This is a genomic window from Streptomyces sp. NBC_01618, from assembly GCF_045209435.1.
GTDB lineage: Bacteria > Actinomycetota > Actinomycetes > Streptomycetales > Streptomycetaceae > Streptomyces.
The window spans coordinates 8,064,805-8,082,657 of record NZ_CP109297.1; the positions used below are offsets into that span (position 1 = coordinate 8,064,805).

Here is a 17,853-nt window from a genome sequence, read left to right on the forward strand (position 1 = left end):
GCTGAGTAGGCCCGGAGCGCGGTGCCGGGATTGCTCCCGGTCCGTTTCTCCGGACCTCTCGCCGAACCCGCCGTGCGTCTCTCAACGCAACGGGCTCTCCACGGTTTCTGCCGTCAGACGGGGTTCGCAGGCTGCCATGGGTTGGGGATCGTGCTGGCCCGGTATCGGTAGCGGCTGACCGTGACCGAGGAGATCCGGAACAGCTCGATCCCGTCCGCCGCGATCGGTCGCCACCGCCCGGTGGGGGTGGTGAACCGGCGGCGGACGTCGCCCCAACTCCATCGGTGACGTTCCCGCAGCATGCGGATCAAACGCCACCACACGAAGGCGTCGAGCCTGTCGAAGACATGCTTGGCGACTGCGTGCTTGAAGTAGTTGGCCCAACCGCGCATGATCTGGGTGAGTCTGATCAGCACGGCGGCAACATCCTGCTGCGATGTCCTGCCCGTCAGAGCACGAATCTTCGCCTTCAGCGACCGGATGGGCCGGTCGGCGATGAAGGTGTAGACGTGCCACTTGTTCGTGCCTCCCTTGCGTTTCCACTGGATGCGGAAGCCCAGGAAGTCGAACCCGTCGCTCATGTGCACGATCTGGGTCTTGGTCTGCGACAGACGCAGACCGAGAGGTTCGAGCACATCCGCGACTTCCTCGCGCAGTGCCGCAGTGTCAGCCTCGGTGCCATGCACCAGGACGACGAAGTCGTCCGCGTAGCGGACGACCCGCCACGTCGGTCGACCTTTGCGGCGCCGGTAGGCGCGTTTGCCTTCGGTGGCCATCGCCCCACCTGGTTCCCACGGCCTGTGCAGGTGCTCGTCGAGCGCCGACAGGGCGATGTTCGCCAGTAGCGGGGACAGGATGCCGCCTTGCGGGGTGCCGGTCAGTGTCTCCTTGTTCTCGCCGAGTTCCGTGAGGATTCCGGCCTTGAGGAAGGCTTTGACCAGTGCCGGGACGCGTTTGTCCTTCACCCGGTGACGTACTCGGTCCATCAGGGCCGTGTGGTCGATCGTGTCGAAGCACGCCTCGATGTCCGCATCCAGCACCCACCGGTATCCCCGGGTGCCGAAATAGTGGATCTCGGCGATCGCGTCCTGGGCCCGCCGTCGGGGCCGGAACCCGTAGGAGACCGGCTTGAAGTCGGCCTCGAAGATCGGTTCCAGCACCAGCTTCAGCGCCGCCTGAACGACCCGGTCCGCGATCGTCGGAATCCCGAGCTTGCGGACCTTCCCCGAGCCTCCCAGCTTGGGAATACTGCGTTCCCGCACCGGCAAAGGACGGAACGACCCATCCTTGAGAGCGGCCCGCAGGTCGTTCAGGAACCCGGGAACCCCGATGGATTCCTCGACATCGGTGGCTGTCAGGCCATCGATGCCCGGAGTCCGGGCTCCCCGGTTGCCCGCGACCCGGTCGAACGCCACCAACAGCGTCGCCGGGTCGTGCACGAAGTTGAACAGGTCATCGAACCGGCGGCCGGGATCGGCCACCGTCCAACGGTGAAGCTTGGTCTGCATCTCCAGTACCCGAGCCCGAGGACCCGGAGCTCCGCCATTCGGCGAGGCGTCTTCCGGCATTGCAACATCCTTCCCTTCTCGATACCGCTGCCGCCCTTCCCCATGTGGCCGGCTCTCCCGGCCTCGGAGTACTACGGCGGCTCCGCCCCGTCCCGGACCGAGCGACGGTCGATGCGCCCAGCCCCGGCAGCCTGTTGGAGACAGGTGGCGGGGCGAGGTTCGGGACGGTTCCCGTGTTCACTGTGGTTCGCTCGATGAAGGAGGAGCCCGACTGTGTCCCTGCGGCATCACCACGAGTACGCCGCAGGCTTTCCTCGTGGCCTCCCGGCCAGCTTTCGTAGACCGACCCAGGAGTTGCCAGACCACCCGAAAGGATGACCCGAGTACATCACGCTTGCCGGACCCGCCCCCATCTGGCAGTACTGGACACGTCCCGGCGTTGTCAGGGCCGCTCTCACCCTCCCCGGCATCACCCGGATCAGGCTGCCCTCAGCTTCAACCCGACTGCTGCGACAACGGGTTGGTGCAGGTCTTCCACCTCCACTCGAACCAACAGCGCCTCACGGCGCAAACAGAAGTTGTGCCAGAACCCGAGTTTGGGAGGCACCGAGGTTCTTGCCAGGGCGGCATCGAGATGGTCTTGGTGAAAGGTGCTGGTCATGCCGCAGATGTCGAAGGTCGGGCTGTACGCGGCGATTCGGCGTGACCATCGTGGCGGCATGTCGATGCGGGAGCTGGAACGCAAGCACGGCGTGACCTGGCGGACGCCGAGTACTGCGACCGCACCGGAACGCCCTGGCGCTACACGCAGCAGGGGGAACTCGCGTGGACTTCGTACAGGCCGAGCGCCGACGGCGTGGGGAAACCGACGAGGACCCCTTCGAGGCGTACAACCCGTTCGGCCAAGGCCGTCACTGACCAGGGCGCCCGAAGCGTTCAGGAAACTGAACGCCGTAGCGGTGATCCGTGCTCGGATACTCCTCGGACCCCCTGCCGTTCAGCGCCGCGCGGCCTGTGCCCCGCGACACCCGCGCCGGCCGCGTGTCGGGGGACACGCATACCGGCGGATAGGTCTACACCTGCGGGTAGGGTCCTTCGGCATGAGCACAATACCGCCCGACATACGCCGAGTTACTGATTTCGGCGTTTCGGGGTCTGGATTTGTGTCGGGAGGGGTGACGGGGTCCGTCCGGGCTGGTACGCCGGAGGTATGCGGTATCCGGACGGGGGCGGGCTGACCGCCGAGCAGCGCAGGCGCCGGGAAGAGGTACGGATGCGGGCCGTTGACCTCTTCGATGAGGGCGTGGAAGTCCCGTGCATCGCCCGGGAGTTACGGGTGAGTGAGAAGTCGGTCTACCAGTGGCGCCGCACCTGGAGGACGGGCGGACGCGAGGCGCTGCGTTCCAGAGGCCCCTGCGGCTACGACTGTCGGCTCGGCCCACACCTGCAGACCAAGCTCGCGATGTGGCTTGATGAGGGGCCGGCCGCGCACGGCTGGGCGGACGACCAGGTGTGGACCGCCGCGCGGGTACGCACGCTGATCGGGCGGAAGTTCCACCTCTCCTACAGCGTCTCCGGGGTCACTCGGCTGCTGCACCGCATGGGCTACAGCGTGCAGATGCCCGCCCGGCCCGCCGCCGAACGCGACGAGGACGCGATCACCGCATGGCGGGAGGCGACCTGGCAGGAGGTAAACCCTCCGGGCGGCGACCGGCGCGTTCATCTGCTTCGAGGACGAAGCGGGCGTGACCGGTCGGCCGCCCAAGGGCCGCACCTGGGGCCGGCGCGGCATCACCCCGAGGGTCAAGGTGCCCGGCCGTAGCCGGGGACGTCTCTCGGTGGCCGGTCTGCTGTGCTACCGGCCGGGCCTGCCCGCCCGTCTGTGCTACCGGCTGCGTCGGCATACCGGCCGCAAGGGCGAGCGTCGCTCGCTGGGCGAGGCGGACTACATACGCCTGTTGGATGGCGCCCACCAACTGCTCAAGGCCCCGCTGATCGTGGTGTGGGACCGGCTGAACACCCACATCTCCAAGACGATGAAGGCACTCGTTGCCGAGCGGGACTGGCTGACGGTGGTCCTGCTGCCCGGGTATGCGCCCGACCTCAACCCGGTCGAGGGCCTGTGGGCGCACATCAAGCGGAGCCTGGCCAACCTGGCCGCCCGCACCCTCAGCGAGCTGGAGACTCTGCTCCGCAGGCGGCTCAAAGCGCTGCAGTACCGGCACGGCATCCTCGGCGGATTCCTCGCCGGGACGGGCCTCGCGCTCGACAGACCGGACAGACCCTAATACGCCGAAGTCAGTAAGTCCGTTTCTGGTAGCGGCCGCGTCCGGGTTGCTCGAGGAATCCCTGACGGGCGAGTCGTCCCAGGCGGGAGCGGGTGACGTTGATCGAGGGCTCGTCGGTGGGCAGGCCGAGGTGCTCGTGCAGATCGTGGACGCGGAACACCTTGCCGGGGTGCTCGTTGAACGCGGTCACGATGCGCTGGTAGACGGTGGCGGTGGTGGTCTGCGCGGGGGCCGGTTCGTGGTCGGGTGGGGTGAGGCCGTCGATGACCTTGCGGGTGGCGGTGAGCTCGGCCAGGCGGGCTTCGGTCTCGGCGAGGGCGGTGGTGAGCCGCTCGATCTGCTCGCGCAGGTTGTCGGCTCGTGCGGCGGTCTCATCGTGTTCGGTCTGCAGCAGCCGCAGGAGTTCGCAGACGTTCACGCGGCCAGCTCCACGTTGTCACGCCATGTGGGGGTAGGGGTGGTGAGGCGGCGGAGCATGCCGGCGGTGGAGGCCCAGTAGACGCGGGAGGCCGCGTTGTCGGGCCGGTGGTCGTAGTCGCGGGCGAGGCGCCGGTGCAGCATGAGGGTGCCGTTGACCTGCTCGACCACCCATCGTTTCGGTTGCGGGACGAAGCCTTTGCCCTTGTCGTCGGGGTTGCGGCGGACCACCTCGACGGTGATGTCCTTCACCGCCCCGTGGATGATCACGGCGTCTTTGAAGCCCTGGTCGACGAGGACTTTTTCCAGGCGCATCCCGCATCGTTCGGCCGCCTGGTCCAGCAGGGCGATGCCGGCCTCGTTGTCGTGCGCGCTCGCGGCGAGGATCACCACACCGATGATCAGGCCCAGTACATCGACGGCGAGTCCCCGCTTCCTGCCGGGCGTCTTCTTGTTCGCGTCCAGTCCCGTCGTCTTCTTCGGCACTCCGGCCGCCACGCGGACGGACTGGGTGTCGATGATCACCAGGGACGGGTCCTCTAATCGCCTGGACCGCTCCCGCACCTGGCAGCGCAGGATCTCCTGGATCCGCTGGTCAAGGCCGTCCTCGCGCCACAGGCTGAAGTAGTAGAACACCGCCGACCAGGCCGGGAGGTCGTGCGGCAGGAGACGCCACTGACAGCCCGTCCGGTTCTGGTAGAGCAGCGCGTTCACGACCTCGCGCAGGTCGCAGGAGCCCGGGTCCCCGGTCGCCGACCGCGACACCCGATCCTGCTTCCACGCGGTGACCAGCGGCTCGATCAACGCCCACTGCTCGTCGGACAAGTCGGTTGCGTACGGCATCCGTTCCATGCCCGCGACCCCATCATGCACACGACATGAAGCGAGGGCGGAACCGACCCATCACCCACGAAAGAGCGACACCACATCATCAGGAACGGGACTTAACACCCTCTGAGGCCGACGGTATGGAGATACCCGGCTGAAATGGCGGTAGAAGACTGCTGAAAATCTTTTGCGTTCTGGCCCCGGACCGGCAGTCCGGGGCCAGTCTTGTGAGCATGCAGGGGGAATGGGCCGGGGAGATGGTCGGGCCGGATGTGTGGGAGACCTGCCGGGAGTTGATCCCGGCAGGGAGTGTGTTCGCTTTCCTGGCCGAGCATCGTGAGGTGCTGTTCCCGCCAGAGTTCTTCGCGGACATGTATCCGTCGGCCAACGGACGGCCGTCGTTGCCGCCGCAGGTGCTGGCCGCGACGGTGGTACTGCAGAGCCTGCAGGGGCTGTCGGACTTCGAGACAGTCCAGGAACTGCGGTGTGACCTGCGCTGGAAGGCCGCCTGCGGGCTGGGCCTGTACGACACCGCCTTCGATCCCTCGCTGCTGACCTATTTCCGGCGCCGGCTCGCCCGCTCGGCCGACCCGACGCGGATTTTCACCAAGGTCAAAGAGGTGGTGACTGCCACCGGTGTCCTCAGAGGAAAGCAGCGCCGGGCGCTGGACTCCACCGTCCTGGACGATGCGGTGGCCACTCAGGACACCGTCACCCAGATCGTGGCCGCGATCCGCCGGGTGATCCGTGAGGTCCCCGGCGCCGGCGAGGTCGCCGGCCGGTGGTGTACTGCTCACGACTACACCGACCCCGGCAAACCCAGGATCGCCTGGAATGACGAAGCCGCCCGCGAGGCGCTGGTCGACGCCCTGGTGACCGACGCGCTCAACATGCTCGGCCGTCTTCCCGAGCGTGAGCTGGGCGAGCGGGCCGCGAACGCGGTGGGCCTTCTCGCCCTCGTCGCAGGCCAGGACGTGGAGCCGGCCGAGGACTCCGACGGCCGCGACGGACGCTGGCGCATCGCCATGCGCACCGTGCCCGACCGGACGGTGTCCACCGTCGACCCCGATGCCCGGCACATCCACAAGAACCGAACCCGCCACCAGGAGGGCTTCAAAGGGCACGTGTCCTTCGAGCCAGAGGCCGGACTGTTCACTGCCGTCGCGTTACTGACTTCGGCGTATTAGGGTCTGTCCGGTCTGTCGAGAGCGAGGCCCGTCCCGGCGAGGAATCCGCCGAGGATGCCGTGCCGGTACTGCAGCGCTTTGAGCCGCCTGCGGAGCAGAGTCTCCAGCTCGCTGAGGGTGCGGGCGGCCAGGTTGGCCAGGCTCCGCTTGATGTGCGCCCACAGGCCCTCGACCGGGTTGAGGTCGGGCGCATACCCGGGCAGCAGGACCACCGTCAGCCAGTCCCGCTCGGCAACGAGTGCCTTCATCGTCTTGGAGATGTGGGTGTTCAGCCGGTCCCACACCACGATCAGCGGGGCCTTGAGCAGTTGGTGGGCGCCATCCAACAGGCGTATGTAGTCCGCCTCGCCCAGCGAGCGACGCTCGCCCTTGCGGCCGGTATGCCGACGCAGCCGGTAGCACAGACGGGCGGGCAGGCCCGGCCGGTAGCACAGCAGACCGGCCACCGAGAGACGTCCCCGGCTACGGCCGGGCACCTTGACCCTCGGGGTGATGCCGCGCCGGCCCCAGGTGCGGCCCTTGGGCGGCCGACCGGTCACGCCCGCTTCGTCCTCGAAGCAGATGAACGCGCCGGTCGCCGCCCGGAGGGTTTACCTCCTGCCAGGTCGCCTCCCGCCATGCGGTGATCGCGTCCTCGTCGCGTTCGGCGGCGGGCCGGGCGGGCATCTGCACGCTGTAGCCCATGCGGTGCAGCAGCCGAGTGACCCCGGAGACGCTGTAGGAGAGGTGGAACTTCCGCCCGATCAGCGTGCGTACCCGCGCGGCGGTCCACACCTGGTCGTCCGCCCAGCCGTGCGCGGCCGGCCCCTCATCAAGCCACATCGCGAGCTTGGTCTGCAGGTGTGGGCCGAGCCGACAGTCGTAGCCGCAGGGGCCTCTGGAACGCAGCGCCTCGCGTCCGCCCGTCCTCCAGGTGCGGCGCCACTGGTAGACCGACTTCTCACTCACCCGTAACTCCCGGGCGATGCACGGGACTTCCACGCCCTCATCGAAGAGGTCAACGGCCCGCATCCGTACCTCTTCCCGGCGCCTGCGCTGCTCGGCGGTCAGCCCGCCCCCGTCCGGATACCGCATACCTCCGGCGTACCAGCCCGGACGGACCCCGTCACCCCTCCCGACACAAATCCAGACCCCGAAACGCCGAAATCAGTAACCAGCGGCTACGGGCCGGACAACCACGAGGCCGCCGTCGCGCTGGACCTGCTGGCCGACGAAGACCACAGCGAGGGCGAGACGCTGACCGTGCTCGGCGATTCCGCCTACGGCACCGGCGACCTGCGTGAACAACTGACCGCCCAGGGCCACGTCCTGGTGGTCAAGCCGCCGCCGTTGCGGCAGGCCGTCCCCGGAGGCTTCACCATCGACGACTTCCACGTCGACACCGACGCCGCCACCGTGACCTGCCCGGCCGGACAGACCGCGAACCTGGGCCGCACCAAGGCCGACGGGGGCCGCACCGCCCAGTTCAAACGGCTGTGCACCGGCTGCCCGCTGCGGGAACGCTGCACAACCTCCAAGACCGGACGGGTTATCAACGTCCACCCTCAGCACGAACTGCTGACCGCAGCCCGCGTCCAGGCCGCCACCGACACCGCCTGGCAGGACGAATACCGCCGATGGCGGCCCCCGGTCGAACGCGCCATCGCCTGGCTCGTCGCCCACGGCAACCGCAGAGTCCGCTACCGAGGCGTCATCGCCAACAACATCGCACTCCACCACCGCGCCGCCGCCCTCAACCTCCGCCGACTGATCAACCTCGGACTCACCCGCACCAACACCACCTGGCACCTCGCCCCGGCCACCCCATGACGAAGAAGGGGCCGCCCGGCCTACGGCCAATCAGCCCCTCAACAAGATTTTCAGCAGTCTTCTAGGTGACGCCACCCTTCAACGGCACACTGCCGTCGTCGGTTGTTCCCCGCGGCCAGTGCAGAACCGTCCGACCGGACGCCGACCGAGTGCCAGTCACCACACGAGAGGACGACCATCTCGCGCCAGGACTGCACGTCGCACTGTCCTTCTGAACTCCGGCCAACTGCTAGCACGCGGCCATTCGCGAGTAGCCCGAGCGTGCGGCGCCAGCCTGCGGCCACGGCCGTGACGCCTCGCCATCCGGCGACATCACATTGCCCATCGCCATTCCACCCCGTTGCCAGCACCGTGCCGTCCGACCGGAGTCCCACCGTATGAGACCTGCCCGTGTTCGTCGCGGTATGGACGTTGCCAGCTGCCACCGCGACGACGTCTTCCCATCGCTCGACACGACATTCAGCGGCTGCGGTATAGCCCACGGCAAGAACGGTTCCATCCCAGCGCCGTCCGACCGAATGACGCCTTCCGGCCGCCAGCGCCGACGGGTCAGCGAGCATTCCGCCTCCTTGTGCTTGGCGCGAGTTCGCGACATGGGATTCCACCTTACTTTGGACTGGAATCAGAGCGGGGTCCTCAGTCGTCGCCAGCAGATGACGGCACAACCGAGCGTGATGAAGGCCTGGTGGATGTCGTCGCGGATCTCCCAGCGGATGCGTAGGCGGCGGAACCAGTGCAGTAGTGCGATGGCGCCTTCCACGACCCAGCGGTGTACGCCGAGTCCGGAGCCGTGTTCGGTGCCGCGTCGGGCGATGTGCGGGGTGATTTCGAACCGTCGGACCTGGTCTCGGTAGCTCTCGTGGTCGTAGCCGCGGTCGGCGTAGAGGTGCTTCGGGCGGCGCAGCGGTTGGCCGCGTTTGCCTCGGATCGGCGGGACCGCTCGGATCAGTGGGATCAACTGGGTCACGTCGTTGCGGTTGCCGCCGGTCAGCGTGGCGGCCAGCGGGATGCCGTGGGCCTCGACGATCACGTGGTGCTTGCTGCCGGTCTTGCCCCGGTCCACCGGGGACGGGCCGGTGGGCGCACCACCTTTCATCGTCCGCAGATGGCTCGAGTCGACCGACGCCCGGGACAGATCCAGTATGTCGGCCGCCCGCAGTTCGGCCAGCAGCATCTCGTGCAGGCGCTGCCAGACCCCGGCCTCGTTCCACTCCCGCAGTCGCCTCCAGCAGGTCATCCCGGAGCCGAAGCCGAGTTCCTGCGGGAGGTAGCGGCAGGGGATGCCGGTGTAGAGCACGAACAGGATGCCGCACAGAACCCGCCGGTCATCGAGCCGACGACGCCCCGGGTACCGGAAGCGCCGCTCAATCACCGGCAACAGCGGCTCGATATGCTCCCACGGCCCATCGTCAACCGCCCACGGCTTGCGCCCACCACGAGTCTCGATCGCAACCACCCCCTCCGGGCCGCATCAACGCGAACTGACATACCGTCATTCCCGAGCCCCAGAAACCTCATTGATCATTTTCCATCCTGAAGTAGCAGGTCAGGATGTTGGCGTGAGGAGCGGGTGGGGTGCTCGCGCTGGTCTCCGGCGTGATCCTTAGCAGGTGATCGTCTGTCACGGGTTGCTTCTCGGGTTCTCGGGCGGCCCGACGTCGCATTTCGTAGGGTGATCGTGGAGATCGTCTGGCGCGATACGTCGGCACCATAGACCTCGGCCAGGTGGGCCTGGACCTCACCGGTTGTCAGGCCCTTGGCCGCGAGCGAGATGACCATCTCGTCCACGCCGGACAGGCGCTTCTGCCGCTTCTTGACGATCCTCGGCTCGAAGGACCCCTCGCGGTCTCGGGGCACGATTATCTCCACCGGGCCGACGTCGGTCAGCACGGTCTTGGCGCAAGTGCCGTTGCGTGAGTTGCCGCCGTTCTTCCCGGCGGGATCGTGCTTGTCATAGCCGAGGTGGTCGGTGATCTCGCCCTCGAGGGCCGACTCCAGAAGCCGCTTGGTCAGCTGCTGGAGCAGCCCGCCCTCGCCGGTCAGCTGAAGGCCCTCGGCCTGAGCCCGGCCCACCAACTCGTCAATCAGCCGGTCGTCCACAGACTTCGCCGGCCCCGCCTCAGACGGCTCGACGGGTTCGGCCTCGGTCACGTTATTACTCGTCATCGATGCATCTTCCATGATCGGGAGTTACACCGAACGTTTTACAGTCCCGCCCCTACCCCTCCACGATCGTGCCCCGCACACGAAGAAGCCCCTGCTCATCGAACAGGGACTCTCTTTGCCACAACGCACTGAGCCCGGATCCACCGGCTGATCTTGGGGTGGGTGTTTCGGGGTTGTGCGGGCCGTGTCGGGGTTGAGTCGCGGATTCGGGCATGGGGTGGCCGCTGGTCTGCCCAGCCTTTCCACTTGGCCACAGGTGTCGGGCCCTTTCGGGCAGGTCGGTCGGGGAGCGTCAGGAGGCTGGTGGCGCATGCACCGTGCTGAAGAGCTGGGTGAAGTCCATGCTCCAGGGCCAGCGTTCGGGCAGGTGCAGGGTGAGGCGGCGGGCCGAGCGGGCCAGGCGGGCAGGCACGTTGATCAGGTGATCACGGATGGTGGCGGTGGTCGCTCTGGCATGGAACGTTCCGGCCAGGGCACCGGCGGCGCGGGTTAGGTTGTGCACCACGGCTGCCAGGGCGAGCCACGCGGCATTGGCCTGGAAATGCCCGGACGGCGCGTGAGCGAAGGCACTGTTCTTGACATCCGCGATCACCTGCTCGACGACAGCGTGCCGTCGATGATCACGCTCGGCGTCCTTCAAGGAGAGCGGGGAGTCGGTGAACGCGGCGTGGTAGCGCCAGGTGTCAAACAGCGTGCCCTGTCCGGCGGGAACGGTGCCAGTGCCCAGGCGTTTGACGCGGCGCACGATCAGACGGGCGGTGACCTGCTGCTTCTTCGGCTTGGAAGTGAACGCGGTGTAGGGGACCTCGGCTATCTCGGGGGCCCTGACCCCGGGTTTTGGACACCGGAGAGACTTGGATCGTGATGGTCCAGGAGAACGGAGTCCCTGTGGGGATGAAGCACTACCCCGCCGAGTTCAAGGCGGATGCGGTCGCGTTGTACCGGTCGCGTCCGGGAGCGACGATCAAGTCGGTCGCCATCGACCTCGGAGTGAATACCGAGACGCTGCGGAACTGGATCCGGGCCGCCGACGGACGCAGGTCCGGCGCTCACTCCACACCTGCGGTGGCGCCGCGGCCTGGTGATGACGCGGTTCAGGCGGAGCTCGCTGCCGCGAGGAAGAGGATCCGCGAGCTGGAGGAGGAACGCGACATCCTCCGCAAGGCAGCCCGGTATTTCGCAGGGGAGACGCGCTGGTGAACCGCTGCCAGTTCGTTGAGGACCACCAGCGCCGGTTCGGCGTCAAGCGGCTCTGCGACATCCTGGGCATCGCCCGCTCGAGCTTCTACTACTGGCGCCGCACCGCACCGGCCCGCGCCGCCCGCAAGGCCGCCGATGAGCGGCTCGCGGCCCGGATACGCAGGGTCCACAAGGACTCCGACGGCACCTACGGCGCCCCGAGGGTCACCGCCGAGCTCCGCGACGACGGCGGCCAGGCAGTCAACCACAAGCGCGTCGCCAGGATCATGCGGACCATCGGGATCGAAGGAGTACGTCTGCGGCGCCGGCACCGCACCACCATTGCGGACCCGGCCGCGGCGAAGGCCCCGGACCTGATCGGTCGCGACTTCACCGCGACCGAGGTGAACACGAAGTACGTCGGCGATATCACCTATCTGAGCGTCGGAGGCGGGAAGTTCTGCTACCTCGCGACCGTCATCGATCTCTGTTCACGGCGTTTGGCCGGGTGGGCGATCGCCGATCACATGCGCACCGAACTCGTCACCGACGCCCTCGCCGCCGCGATCCGGACCCGCGGAAGCCTGGCCGGAGCGGTGATGCACACCGATCATGGATCGCAATATACGAGTCGGATATTCGCAGAGGCCTGCAGGTCAGCAGGGGTACGGCAGAGTATGAGCGCGGTCGGGTCCAGTGCGGACAACGCCGCCGCGGAGAGCTTCAACGCGTCCTTCAAAAGGGAGACACTGAGGGGCCGGAAAGGCTGGTCGAACGAGCGTGAGGCCCGACTCGACGCCTTCCGCTGGCTGTCCCGCTACAACACCCGACGCCGGCATTCCCGGCTCGGCCAGCGATCACCGATCGCTTACGAGAACACCTTCCACTCAACATCAACTACCCTGACCCGAGCCGCATAGACGTGTTCAAGATCCGGGGTCAAGGCCCAGGCGTCCGAGATCCAGCACTGGCCCTCCTCGTCCCAGACCGCCTTGGGGTACTTGATCGGCGTCCAGGCGCCCTCGTCGATGCGGGCGATCGCGGCCTTGACGGAGGCGTTCATCCGCACGGTGATGGAGAACCACGCGCCCAGCGCCCGGCAGGAGTTGACGACGTCGGCGCCGTAGAACGCGGAGTCCGCCCGCATCACCAGCAGGCCACTGGCGCCGCAGGCACGGGCGGTGCGGATGGTCTCGGCGACGAACGCTGCCGCGCCGCGTGCGGAGTTCGACGGTCCTTTGCGCAGCCTGGTGGCGGCGATCACCGGGGCGGACAGGGGTGTGGAGACGATGCCGAGCAGTGCGTTCAGGCCCTTGACCTTGCTGTATCCGTAACCGGCGCCCTGCTTGGCGTAGCCGTAGGTGCGGCGGATGGTGTCGTCGATGTCCACGTAGGCGACCTGGTCCGCGCCGGGCAGTAGTGGGGTATGACGGGCCAGTGCGGGCAGGAACCGGCGGGCCACGGCGTGGAGTTGCTTCACATGCCCGTGCGTGAAGGAGCGTAGGAACGACCCCAGCGTGGACGGGGCCCGGACCCCGGCAAACAGGCGGCCCATCGCCCCATGCCGCAGGCGGTCCATGTCATCGATGCTGTCGGCGCCCGCGGCCATGCCACCCACCAGCGACATCAGTTTCGCCGCTGGGAAGGCTCCGGTGCCGTCCTTCGATGCGGGCAGCCTGATGAGCTCGTCGGCCAGAGCTGGCAGACCGCACCGCTCGGCCAGCCGCACCACCGGCTCCAGCCCGCCGTACGCGATCAGGTTCGGGTCATCGAACGCGGATGAGACAGCCGTCGCGGTATGGGAAGATTGCATCTCGGAAGTGCCTTGCCGATCGTGCCTGATGTGGTCCTAGAGAAACCCCATCATCGCAGGTCACAAGGCACTTCTTCATTTCCGGAAGCACGATCCACAGGCGTCAAGCCGGTGGATCCGGGCTGAGTAATCGGGCCAACGTTCCACAATCATCCGTCAATCGCAGGACCGCCGGTGGTCCAGGTGCGGGATCAGGGCTTTCCACAGGTCCTTGCCGACGTTGAGAGGGTGGGTGGTGCACAGCCGCTCGTAGATCCGGTCGGTGTCGAGGTCGATCAGATAGGTGAGTCCCGACGCGACTCGTCCTTCCCGAGAATTGTCCGGGACCACGGCTGCGAACGGGTTGTTCCCAGGCAGCAGCCTCACGTCCTGCATGTCTGCCAGGGTGGCGATGGCGGGGGTGTGCCAAGGGCCGCCTGCCCGGGAATCCCAGACGCGGTAGGGGGAACTGGTGAGGACCCGCTTCCTGTCGGGCGACATTGTGATGTCCTCAAGGCGGGTGTCGAAGCGCATCACCCCGGTCTTACGGGCCTGGTAGGGGTTTCTCACGTCCCAGAACTGCACGGTTCCGTCGGTGAGGATGGTCGCCAGGACGTCTTTTCCGACCGGTAGGTAGCCGCCGGATGCGGCGGGCAGCAGGTCGGCTTTCCGGGGCTTGCGGATGTCGCGCATGTCCCATAGTTGGGTCCGCTCGGCAAGCACGTCGTGCATCAGCAGACGCGACGAGGGTACGTAGACCGCTTGTCCTGTGGCAGCGTCCGGGAGGAGACGGATCTTGAACGGTCGGGCGGGGTCGGTGAGGTCCCAGATGCGCAGATCAGTCGGTTTGTCGTGCCCCGGCTTGCCCCGGTCGACGATGGCGAATCCCCGGTTGCCCATGAAGAACATGCTCTGCCGTTCCGGGGTCTGCGCGGCGGTTATCGTTCCGCCGCGCACCGGTCGGAGGGGATCCCGTATGTCCCACACACGCACCGTTGCAGTGAACAGGTCCCCGAGGACCAAGAGGCCACCGTCCGCGGAGACTGCCGTCCGTACGTCCTCCGCCTCGAGATGGAATTCCTCACCCGGCACCGGAGGCTTATTCTCGTCGCCGGTGAAGTCCCACAATCGGAACGTGTGGTCGTTCGTGCCTTCTGTCCAGCGGTGGGCCAGTAGCACGGAGCGTTCGGCCCCTGGGAGGAAATACCGGGCCTCCCACCCCTTGGGCAGGGTGAATCGCACGCGCGGATCCCTTCCCTTGGCCGTGTTCGCGGGGCGGAGGTCCCAGACCTGGAAGGTCTTTGCCGGCGTGGCGACCACCATGAGTGTTCCGTCGCCGTTGATTGGGCTGGCGCCTGGGTCTGGTGTGGTTATGGTCCCGCGGATCCGGGGCGCGGGGGTGCGCTGCGGCCAGACGCGTACGTTGCCCGCCATGTCACCCACCGCGAGCTGGTCTCCGTCGGGGCTGTAGGCCACCGACTGGGCCGGCTCGCCCGAGGGGGCCGTCCCCCGTTCGGCGTAGCTGCTGAAAAGCTCGAAATCGGTCGCGACCGTCGCACGGACCAAGGCGCCTTGCTGGGCCGAATTGCTCGCGGCGGCCAGGCGCTCCCCGTCGGGACGGAAGCTCAGCGAAGGCAGGTCGGAAGAGTAACCCCAGATGTTGTCCCGTGCGTCCTCGTACTCGGCGCGTACGAGCCGATGGCCACTCTCCACCCTCCACCAGGCCATCACACCCTTCGCGCCGGTCGCGACCAGCAGATTCCGCGTCGGGTGAGCGGCCACCGCCATCACGGAGGGGGCCTCGGCGGTGTCCAGCAGCCGGGCATCCGCAGGATCCCGTACGTCCCACAATCTCACCTCCGCGGGCCGCTCGGCCTTGCCCGTCCCGCTGATGCCGTTGCCCGTGACCATCAGGCCGTCGCGGCGGAACGCCAGTGACATCAGTGCTTCGGCAGCTACCGACCGGTCCGTCCTGAGTGCAGGAGCCGTCGGATTCGACACATCCCACAATCGAAGCCGCCCCTGGTCACCCCCCGCCGCCAGCGTGCGGCCGTCCGGCGCGAACCCGAGGGCGTACGTCATGCCTTTCGGGATCTCCCGTTCGGACAGCCGCTCGGGCCGCTCTGGTTCGCTTACGTCCCAGAGGGTTAGGTCCGTGGCCGTCTGTGCCGCCAGCAGACGGGAGCGCGGGTGGAAGGCGATGGCGGCGCTGCCATGTAGCTTCAGGGCCCCCGCCTTGACCGGTATGTTCCGGTGGGAAAGGTCCCAGAGCTGTATCTGCCCGCCGGCCTGGCTGGTTGCCAGCACATCCCCGTCCTGGCTGAACGCGAGGTTGAGCACTGCCGCGCGATGTCCGCCGGGGACATCGACCGGTGCTTCTGTCAGATAGGCGGCGTAGAGGCTCGACCGGGTGTCGGGAGTATCTGCTGTGCGGTACGCCGCGAGGCTGAGCCGTAGCGCGGTCTGCGGATCGCGTGCGCGCATGGCGTCCGCCTGGGCCGCGATCTCGTTGGCGATCAGGATTGTCTCGCGGCCCTCTGCATCCTGCTGAGCGCCGCGGGCCAGTACGGCGAGGGTGGTCGCGAGCAGGGCCAGTACGGTGACGACGGAGACGACGATCCGGCGCAGCTTCGTCCTGCGGTGTTCGGCGCGGTGGCTCGCGTCGAGGAAGTCGTGCTCGACGCGTCGCATGTGGAGCGCACCGACGTTACCGGCGAGTTGCGCGCGCACGGACGCCAATTGGTCGCCCCCGTACAGGCCGCTCTCCGGGCGTCCCGCCTCGTGCCAGCCGTCGGCGGCGTCACCGAGTCTCCGGCGGACGAGTAGTCCGGCCCGGTTCTCAACGATCCAGTCCTGAAGCCGTGGCCAGGCATGGAGCAGGGAGTCGTGGCAGAGTTGCGCTTCGTCCTGGTCCACGACGACGAGCCGTGCCGCGGTCAGCAGTCCGAGCAGATCGGCGTCCTGGTCGAGCTCGGCCACGGGGACGCGGCGGCGCACGGCACGGCCTCTGTCGTCGACCACCAAAATCATGCGCAGCAGTAGTTCCCGCAGTCGGCTCCGGTCGTCGGCGCCGAGCCCATCATGGACCTCGTCGGCTGTCCGGCCCACGGCTGTGCGGATCCCGCCGGCGGTCTGAAAGGCGGTGAAGGTCAGCGTGGTGCCGCGGCGCCCGGCCCAGGTCTGGCGCAGGGCGTGGGCGAGGAACGGCAGCGGGACGGCGTCCCATTCAACGGCGCGCTCCTGCCGCAGTTCGCGCAGGATGTGGTCCGACAGGCCGTCCTCCAGACGCAGCCCGGCTTGTTCTGCGGGGCGTTCGATGGCCGCTCGCAGTTCAGTGTCGGACATGGCGGAGACGGTGAACTGTCCGGACCTGACGATCGCGTCGAGCCGTGTGTCGTTTAGGACCTGGTCGTAGAAGTCGGCGCGAAGGCCGAGCACGATGCGGGGACCGTCGGTTCCCGCTGCGGCGAGTGCGCGGACGAAGAGCTCCCGCTCCTCCGGGTCCTGGCACTCGGTGAAGATCTCTTCAAGCTGGTCGATCACCAGGACGTCCGGCCCGAGGGGGCTGAACCGTCCGGTGGCCAGGTCCTTCTCCACCTCGGCAAACGGCCGCCCGATTGCCGTCGCCCAGCTTTCCACGAGCGAACGGAACGGCCGCGCGCCGGGTCCCAGCAGCAGGAGGACCCGCTGGGTCTCCAGACCGGCTATGAGTCCGGCTCGGAGCAGAGAGGACTTTCCGGCTCCCGACGCACCCACCAGGACGACCGGGCTCGGGTGGGGGCTGGCGGTCACCCTGCGTACCAGGCTGCGCGTCAGCTCCTCCCGTCCGAAGAAGAGATGGTGCTGCTCCGGCAGGAATGGGCGCATTCCTGGGTAAGGGCACGGGCCGCCGCCCTGCTCTGTCTCCGGCGCAGCGGTGGCGTCGTGGACGCGCCTGCCGGGATTGCGGGCGAGGACGAGATCGGAGGCCCGTCCGACACCGTCGGAGTGCGGGCGTGCGGCGCTGCCCTGGAAGCGGTGGTCGAGGATGCGGTAGACATCGAGGAGGGTGAACCAGTTTGGACCGCCCGGATCGCCCTCCGTCAGCAGTCGGAGCAACTCCCCACTGAAGAGCGTGTGTTCCGCATTCGGTGGCGCAAACGAAGCGGCGTAGTGCGTGGCCGAGGCCAGCAGAAAGCTGCCCTCCGGACGGGCTGAGGCCAAGACCTCGCGATACGACTCCCGCGGCGCGACCTGTGCGAGACCGGAGAAGCAGCAGTCGAGGACGACGACGGTACTCGCCGCGGCGTCGGCGAGTCGCTTGCTCACCTGGTCGAAGGGGACGGCGTGCACAGTGTCGACGGCCGAGGAGGTATCCGACGTGGCAAGGTACAACTGCTGTCCAGGTCCGACCAGACCGTGGCCTACGAAGCAGAAGAGGACGACGCCGCCCTCCGAGGCGTCGATGGCGGCCTGGACGGCCGCGAGCACCTCGGTCGGCCCCCGCGGGTCTATGATCGCGGTGACCCGACCGTTGAGACCGCACTTCTCTTCCAGTGCTGCGGCGACCGCCCGCGCCGAGCGCGCTGCGCTCGGCAGGTCCGACAGCGCTCCTTGGCCACTACCGCCGTAACACCCTGTACCGACCACGATCGCGTGGCAGTTGACGCCGCTCAGGTCCCCCCGTCCGACGGCCATGC

General features: G+C 67.8%; 15 protein-coding genes and 2 pseudogenes. 5 read left to right on the forward strand and 12 right to left on the reverse strand.

The window, feature by feature from the left end:
• Nucleotides 1–113: 113 nt before the first annotated feature.
• Nucleotides 114–1,508, reverse strand: a complete 1,395-nt coding sequence (gene ltrA, locus OH735_RS37635) for a group II intron reverse transcriptase/maturase (protein ID WP_406386266.1) — start codon at nt 1,506–1,508, stop codon at nt 114–116.
• 478 nt (nt 1,509–1,986) lie between these two features.
• Nucleotides 1,987–2,169, reverse strand: coding sequence for a hypothetical protein (locus tag OH735_RS37640; RefSeq protein ID WP_406386267.1), 183 nt, complete (start codon nt 2,167–2,169; stop codon nt 1,987–1,989).
• 549 nt (nt 2,170–2,718) lie between these two features.
• On the opposite strand from OH735_RS37640, the gene OH735_RS37645 reads away from it, so the two are divergent.
• Both OH735_RS37645 and OH735_RS37650 read left to right on the forward strand, forming a co-directional pair.
• The gene (locus OH735_RS37645) at nt 2,719–3,330 is read left to right on the forward strand and encodes a winged helix-turn-helix domain-containing protein (RefSeq protein ID WP_406385022.1); all 612 of its coding nucleotides are present in this window, start codon (nt 2,719–2,721) and stop codon (nt 3,328–3,330) included.
• Nucleotides 3,254–3,796 (forward strand): transposase, encoded by a 543-nt coding sequence (locus tag OH735_RS37650; protein WP_406381518.1) that lies wholly within the window; start codon nt 3,254–3,256, stop codon nt 3,794–3,796. Before OH735_RS37645 ends, OH735_RS37650 begins: the two co-directional genes overlap by 77 nt.
• 10 nt (nt 3,797–3,806) lie before the next feature.
• On the opposite strand, the gene OH735_RS37655 is transcribed toward OH735_RS37650, so the two are convergent.
• Both OH735_RS37655 and OH735_RS37660 read right to left on the reverse strand, forming a co-directional pair.
• A complete protein-coding gene (locus OH735_RS37655; protein ID WP_406386269.1) occupies nt 3,807–4,214 on the reverse strand; it encodes a hypothetical protein in 408 nt (135 codons plus the stop codon).
• Complete coding sequence (locus OH735_RS37660) at nt 4,211–5,065, reverse strand: IS5 family transposase (protein WP_406381513.1); 855 nt, start codon at nt 5,063–5,065, stop codon at nt 4,211–4,213. Before OH735_RS37660 ends, OH735_RS37655 begins: the two co-directional genes overlap by 4 nt.
• 209 nt (nt 5,066–5,274) lie before the next feature.
• On the opposite strand from OH735_RS37660, the pseudogene OH735_RS37665 reads away from it, so the two are divergent.
• Nucleotides 5,275–6,210 (forward strand): annotated as a pseudogene (locus OH735_RS37665) (transposase); the annotation flags it as partial.
• A gap of 14 nt (nt 6,211–6,224) precedes the next feature.
• Here the strand turns inward: OH735_RS37665 and OH735_RS37670 are convergent.
• Together OH735_RS37670 and OH735_RS37675 are read right to left on the reverse strand one after the other, a co-directional pair.
• Complete coding sequence (locus tag OH735_RS37670) at nt 6,225–6,767, reverse strand: transposase (RefSeq protein ID WP_406381518.1); 543 nt, start codon at nt 6,765–6,767, stop codon at nt 6,225–6,227.
• Nucleotides 6,691–7,302, reverse strand: a complete 612-nt coding sequence (locus OH735_RS37675; protein WP_406385022.1) for a winged helix-turn-helix domain-containing protein — start codon at nt 7,300–7,302, stop codon at nt 6,691–6,693. Before OH735_RS37675 ends, OH735_RS37670 begins: the two co-directional genes overlap by 77 nt.
• Here OH735_RS37675 and OH735_RS37680 point away from each other — a divergent pair.
• Nucleotides 7,294–8,037: a transposase gene (locus OH735_RS37680; RefSeq protein ID WP_406386918.1), complete on the forward strand. Its 744-nt coding sequence runs from the start codon at nt 7,294–7,296 to the stop codon at nt 8,035–8,037. The genes OH735_RS37675 and OH735_RS37680 overlap by 9 nt on opposite strands.
• Before the next feature lie 50 nt (nt 8,038–8,087).
• Here OH735_RS37680 and OH735_RS37685 read toward each other — a convergent pair whose 3' ends face one another.
• The 4 genes and pseudogenes from OH735_RS37685 to OH735_RS37700 form a co-directional block, all read right to left on the reverse strand.
• A complete protein-coding gene (locus tag OH735_RS37685) occupies nt 8,088–8,597 on the reverse strand; it encodes a hypothetical protein (protein ID WP_406386271.1) in 510 nt (169 codons plus the stop codon).
• A 62-nt stretch (nt 8,598–8,659) separates the two neighbouring features.
• Nucleotides 8,660–9,484 (reverse strand): IS5 family transposase, encoded by an 825-nt coding sequence (locus tag OH735_RS37690; protein ID WP_406386920.1) that lies wholly within the window; start codon nt 9,482–9,484, stop codon nt 8,660–8,662.
• A 218-nt stretch (nt 9,485–9,702) separates the two neighbouring features.
• Nucleotides 9,703–10,218, reverse strand: a pseudogene (locus OH735_RS37695) (transposase); the annotation flags it as partial.
• A gap of 277 nt (nt 10,219–10,495) precedes the next feature.
• Complete coding sequence (locus OH735_RS37700) at nt 10,496–10,948, reverse strand: transposase (protein WP_406386272.1); 453 nt, start codon at nt 10,946–10,948, stop codon at nt 10,496–10,498.
• Between the two features lie 143 nt (nt 10,949–11,091).
• Between OH735_RS37700 and OH735_RS37705 the strand changes: the two genes are divergently transcribed.
• Nucleotides 11,092–12,302 (forward strand): IS3 family transposase gene (locus OH735_RS37705; RefSeq protein WP_406378924.1). Its coding sequence is split into 2 segments (ribosomal slippage): nt 11,092–11,389 and nt 11,389–12,302, totalling 1,212 coding nucleotides; the frame shifts between segments, so codons are not numbered across the junction.
• Here OH735_RS37705 and OH735_RS37710 read toward each other — a convergent pair.
• Both OH735_RS37710 and OH735_RS37715 read right to left on the reverse strand, forming a co-directional pair.
• Entirely contained in the window at nt 12,251–13,195 is a 945-nt protein-coding gene (locus tag OH735_RS37710; protein WP_406386273.1) for an IS1380 family transposase, read from the reverse strand. The two genes, OH735_RS37705 and OH735_RS37710, sit on opposite strands and share 52 nt — an antisense overlap.
• A 156-nt stretch (nt 13,196–13,351) precedes the next feature.
• Entirely contained in the window at nt 13,352–17,851 is a 4,500-nt protein-coding gene (locus tag OH735_RS37715; RefSeq protein WP_406386275.1) for a caspase family protein, read from the reverse strand.
• Nucleotides 17,852–17,853: the final 2 nt, after the last annotated feature.

What these genes read in the sequence shown, in the direction of transcription:
- ltrA (WP_406386266.1), bottom strand. Translation starts at nt 1,508, where the DNA reads ATGCAGACCAAGCTTCACCGTTGGACGGTGGCCGATCCCGGCCGCCGG.
- OH735_RS37640 (WP_406386267.1), bottom strand. Translation starts at nt 2,169, where the DNA reads ATGACCAGCACCTTTCACCAAGACCATCTCGATGCCGCCCTGGCAAGA.
- OH735_RS37645 (WP_406385022.1), top strand. Translation starts at nt 2,719, where the DNA reads ATGCGGTATCCGGACGGGGGCGGGCTGACCGCCGAGCAGCGCAGGCGC.
- OH735_RS37660 (WP_406381513.1), bottom strand. Translation starts at nt 5,065, where the DNA reads ATGGAACGGATGCCGTACGCAACCGACTTGTCCGACGAGCAGTGGGCG.
- OH735_RS37675 (WP_406385022.1), bottom strand. Translation starts at nt 7,302, where the DNA reads ATGCGGTATCCGGACGGGGGCGGGCTGACCGCCGAGCAGCGCAGGCGC.
- OH735_RS37685 (WP_406386271.1), bottom strand. Translation starts at nt 8,597, where the DNA reads ATGCTCGCTGACCCGTCGGCGCTGGCGGCCGGAAGGCGTCATTCGGTC.
- OH735_RS37710 (WP_406386273.1), bottom strand. Translation starts at nt 13,195, where the DNA reads ATGCAATCTTCCCATACCGCGACGGCTGTCTCATCCGCGTTCGATGAC.
- OH735_RS37715 (WP_406386275.1), bottom strand. Translation starts at nt 17,851, where the DNA reads ATGGCCGTCGGACGGGGGGACCTGAGCGGCGTCAACTGCCACGCGATC.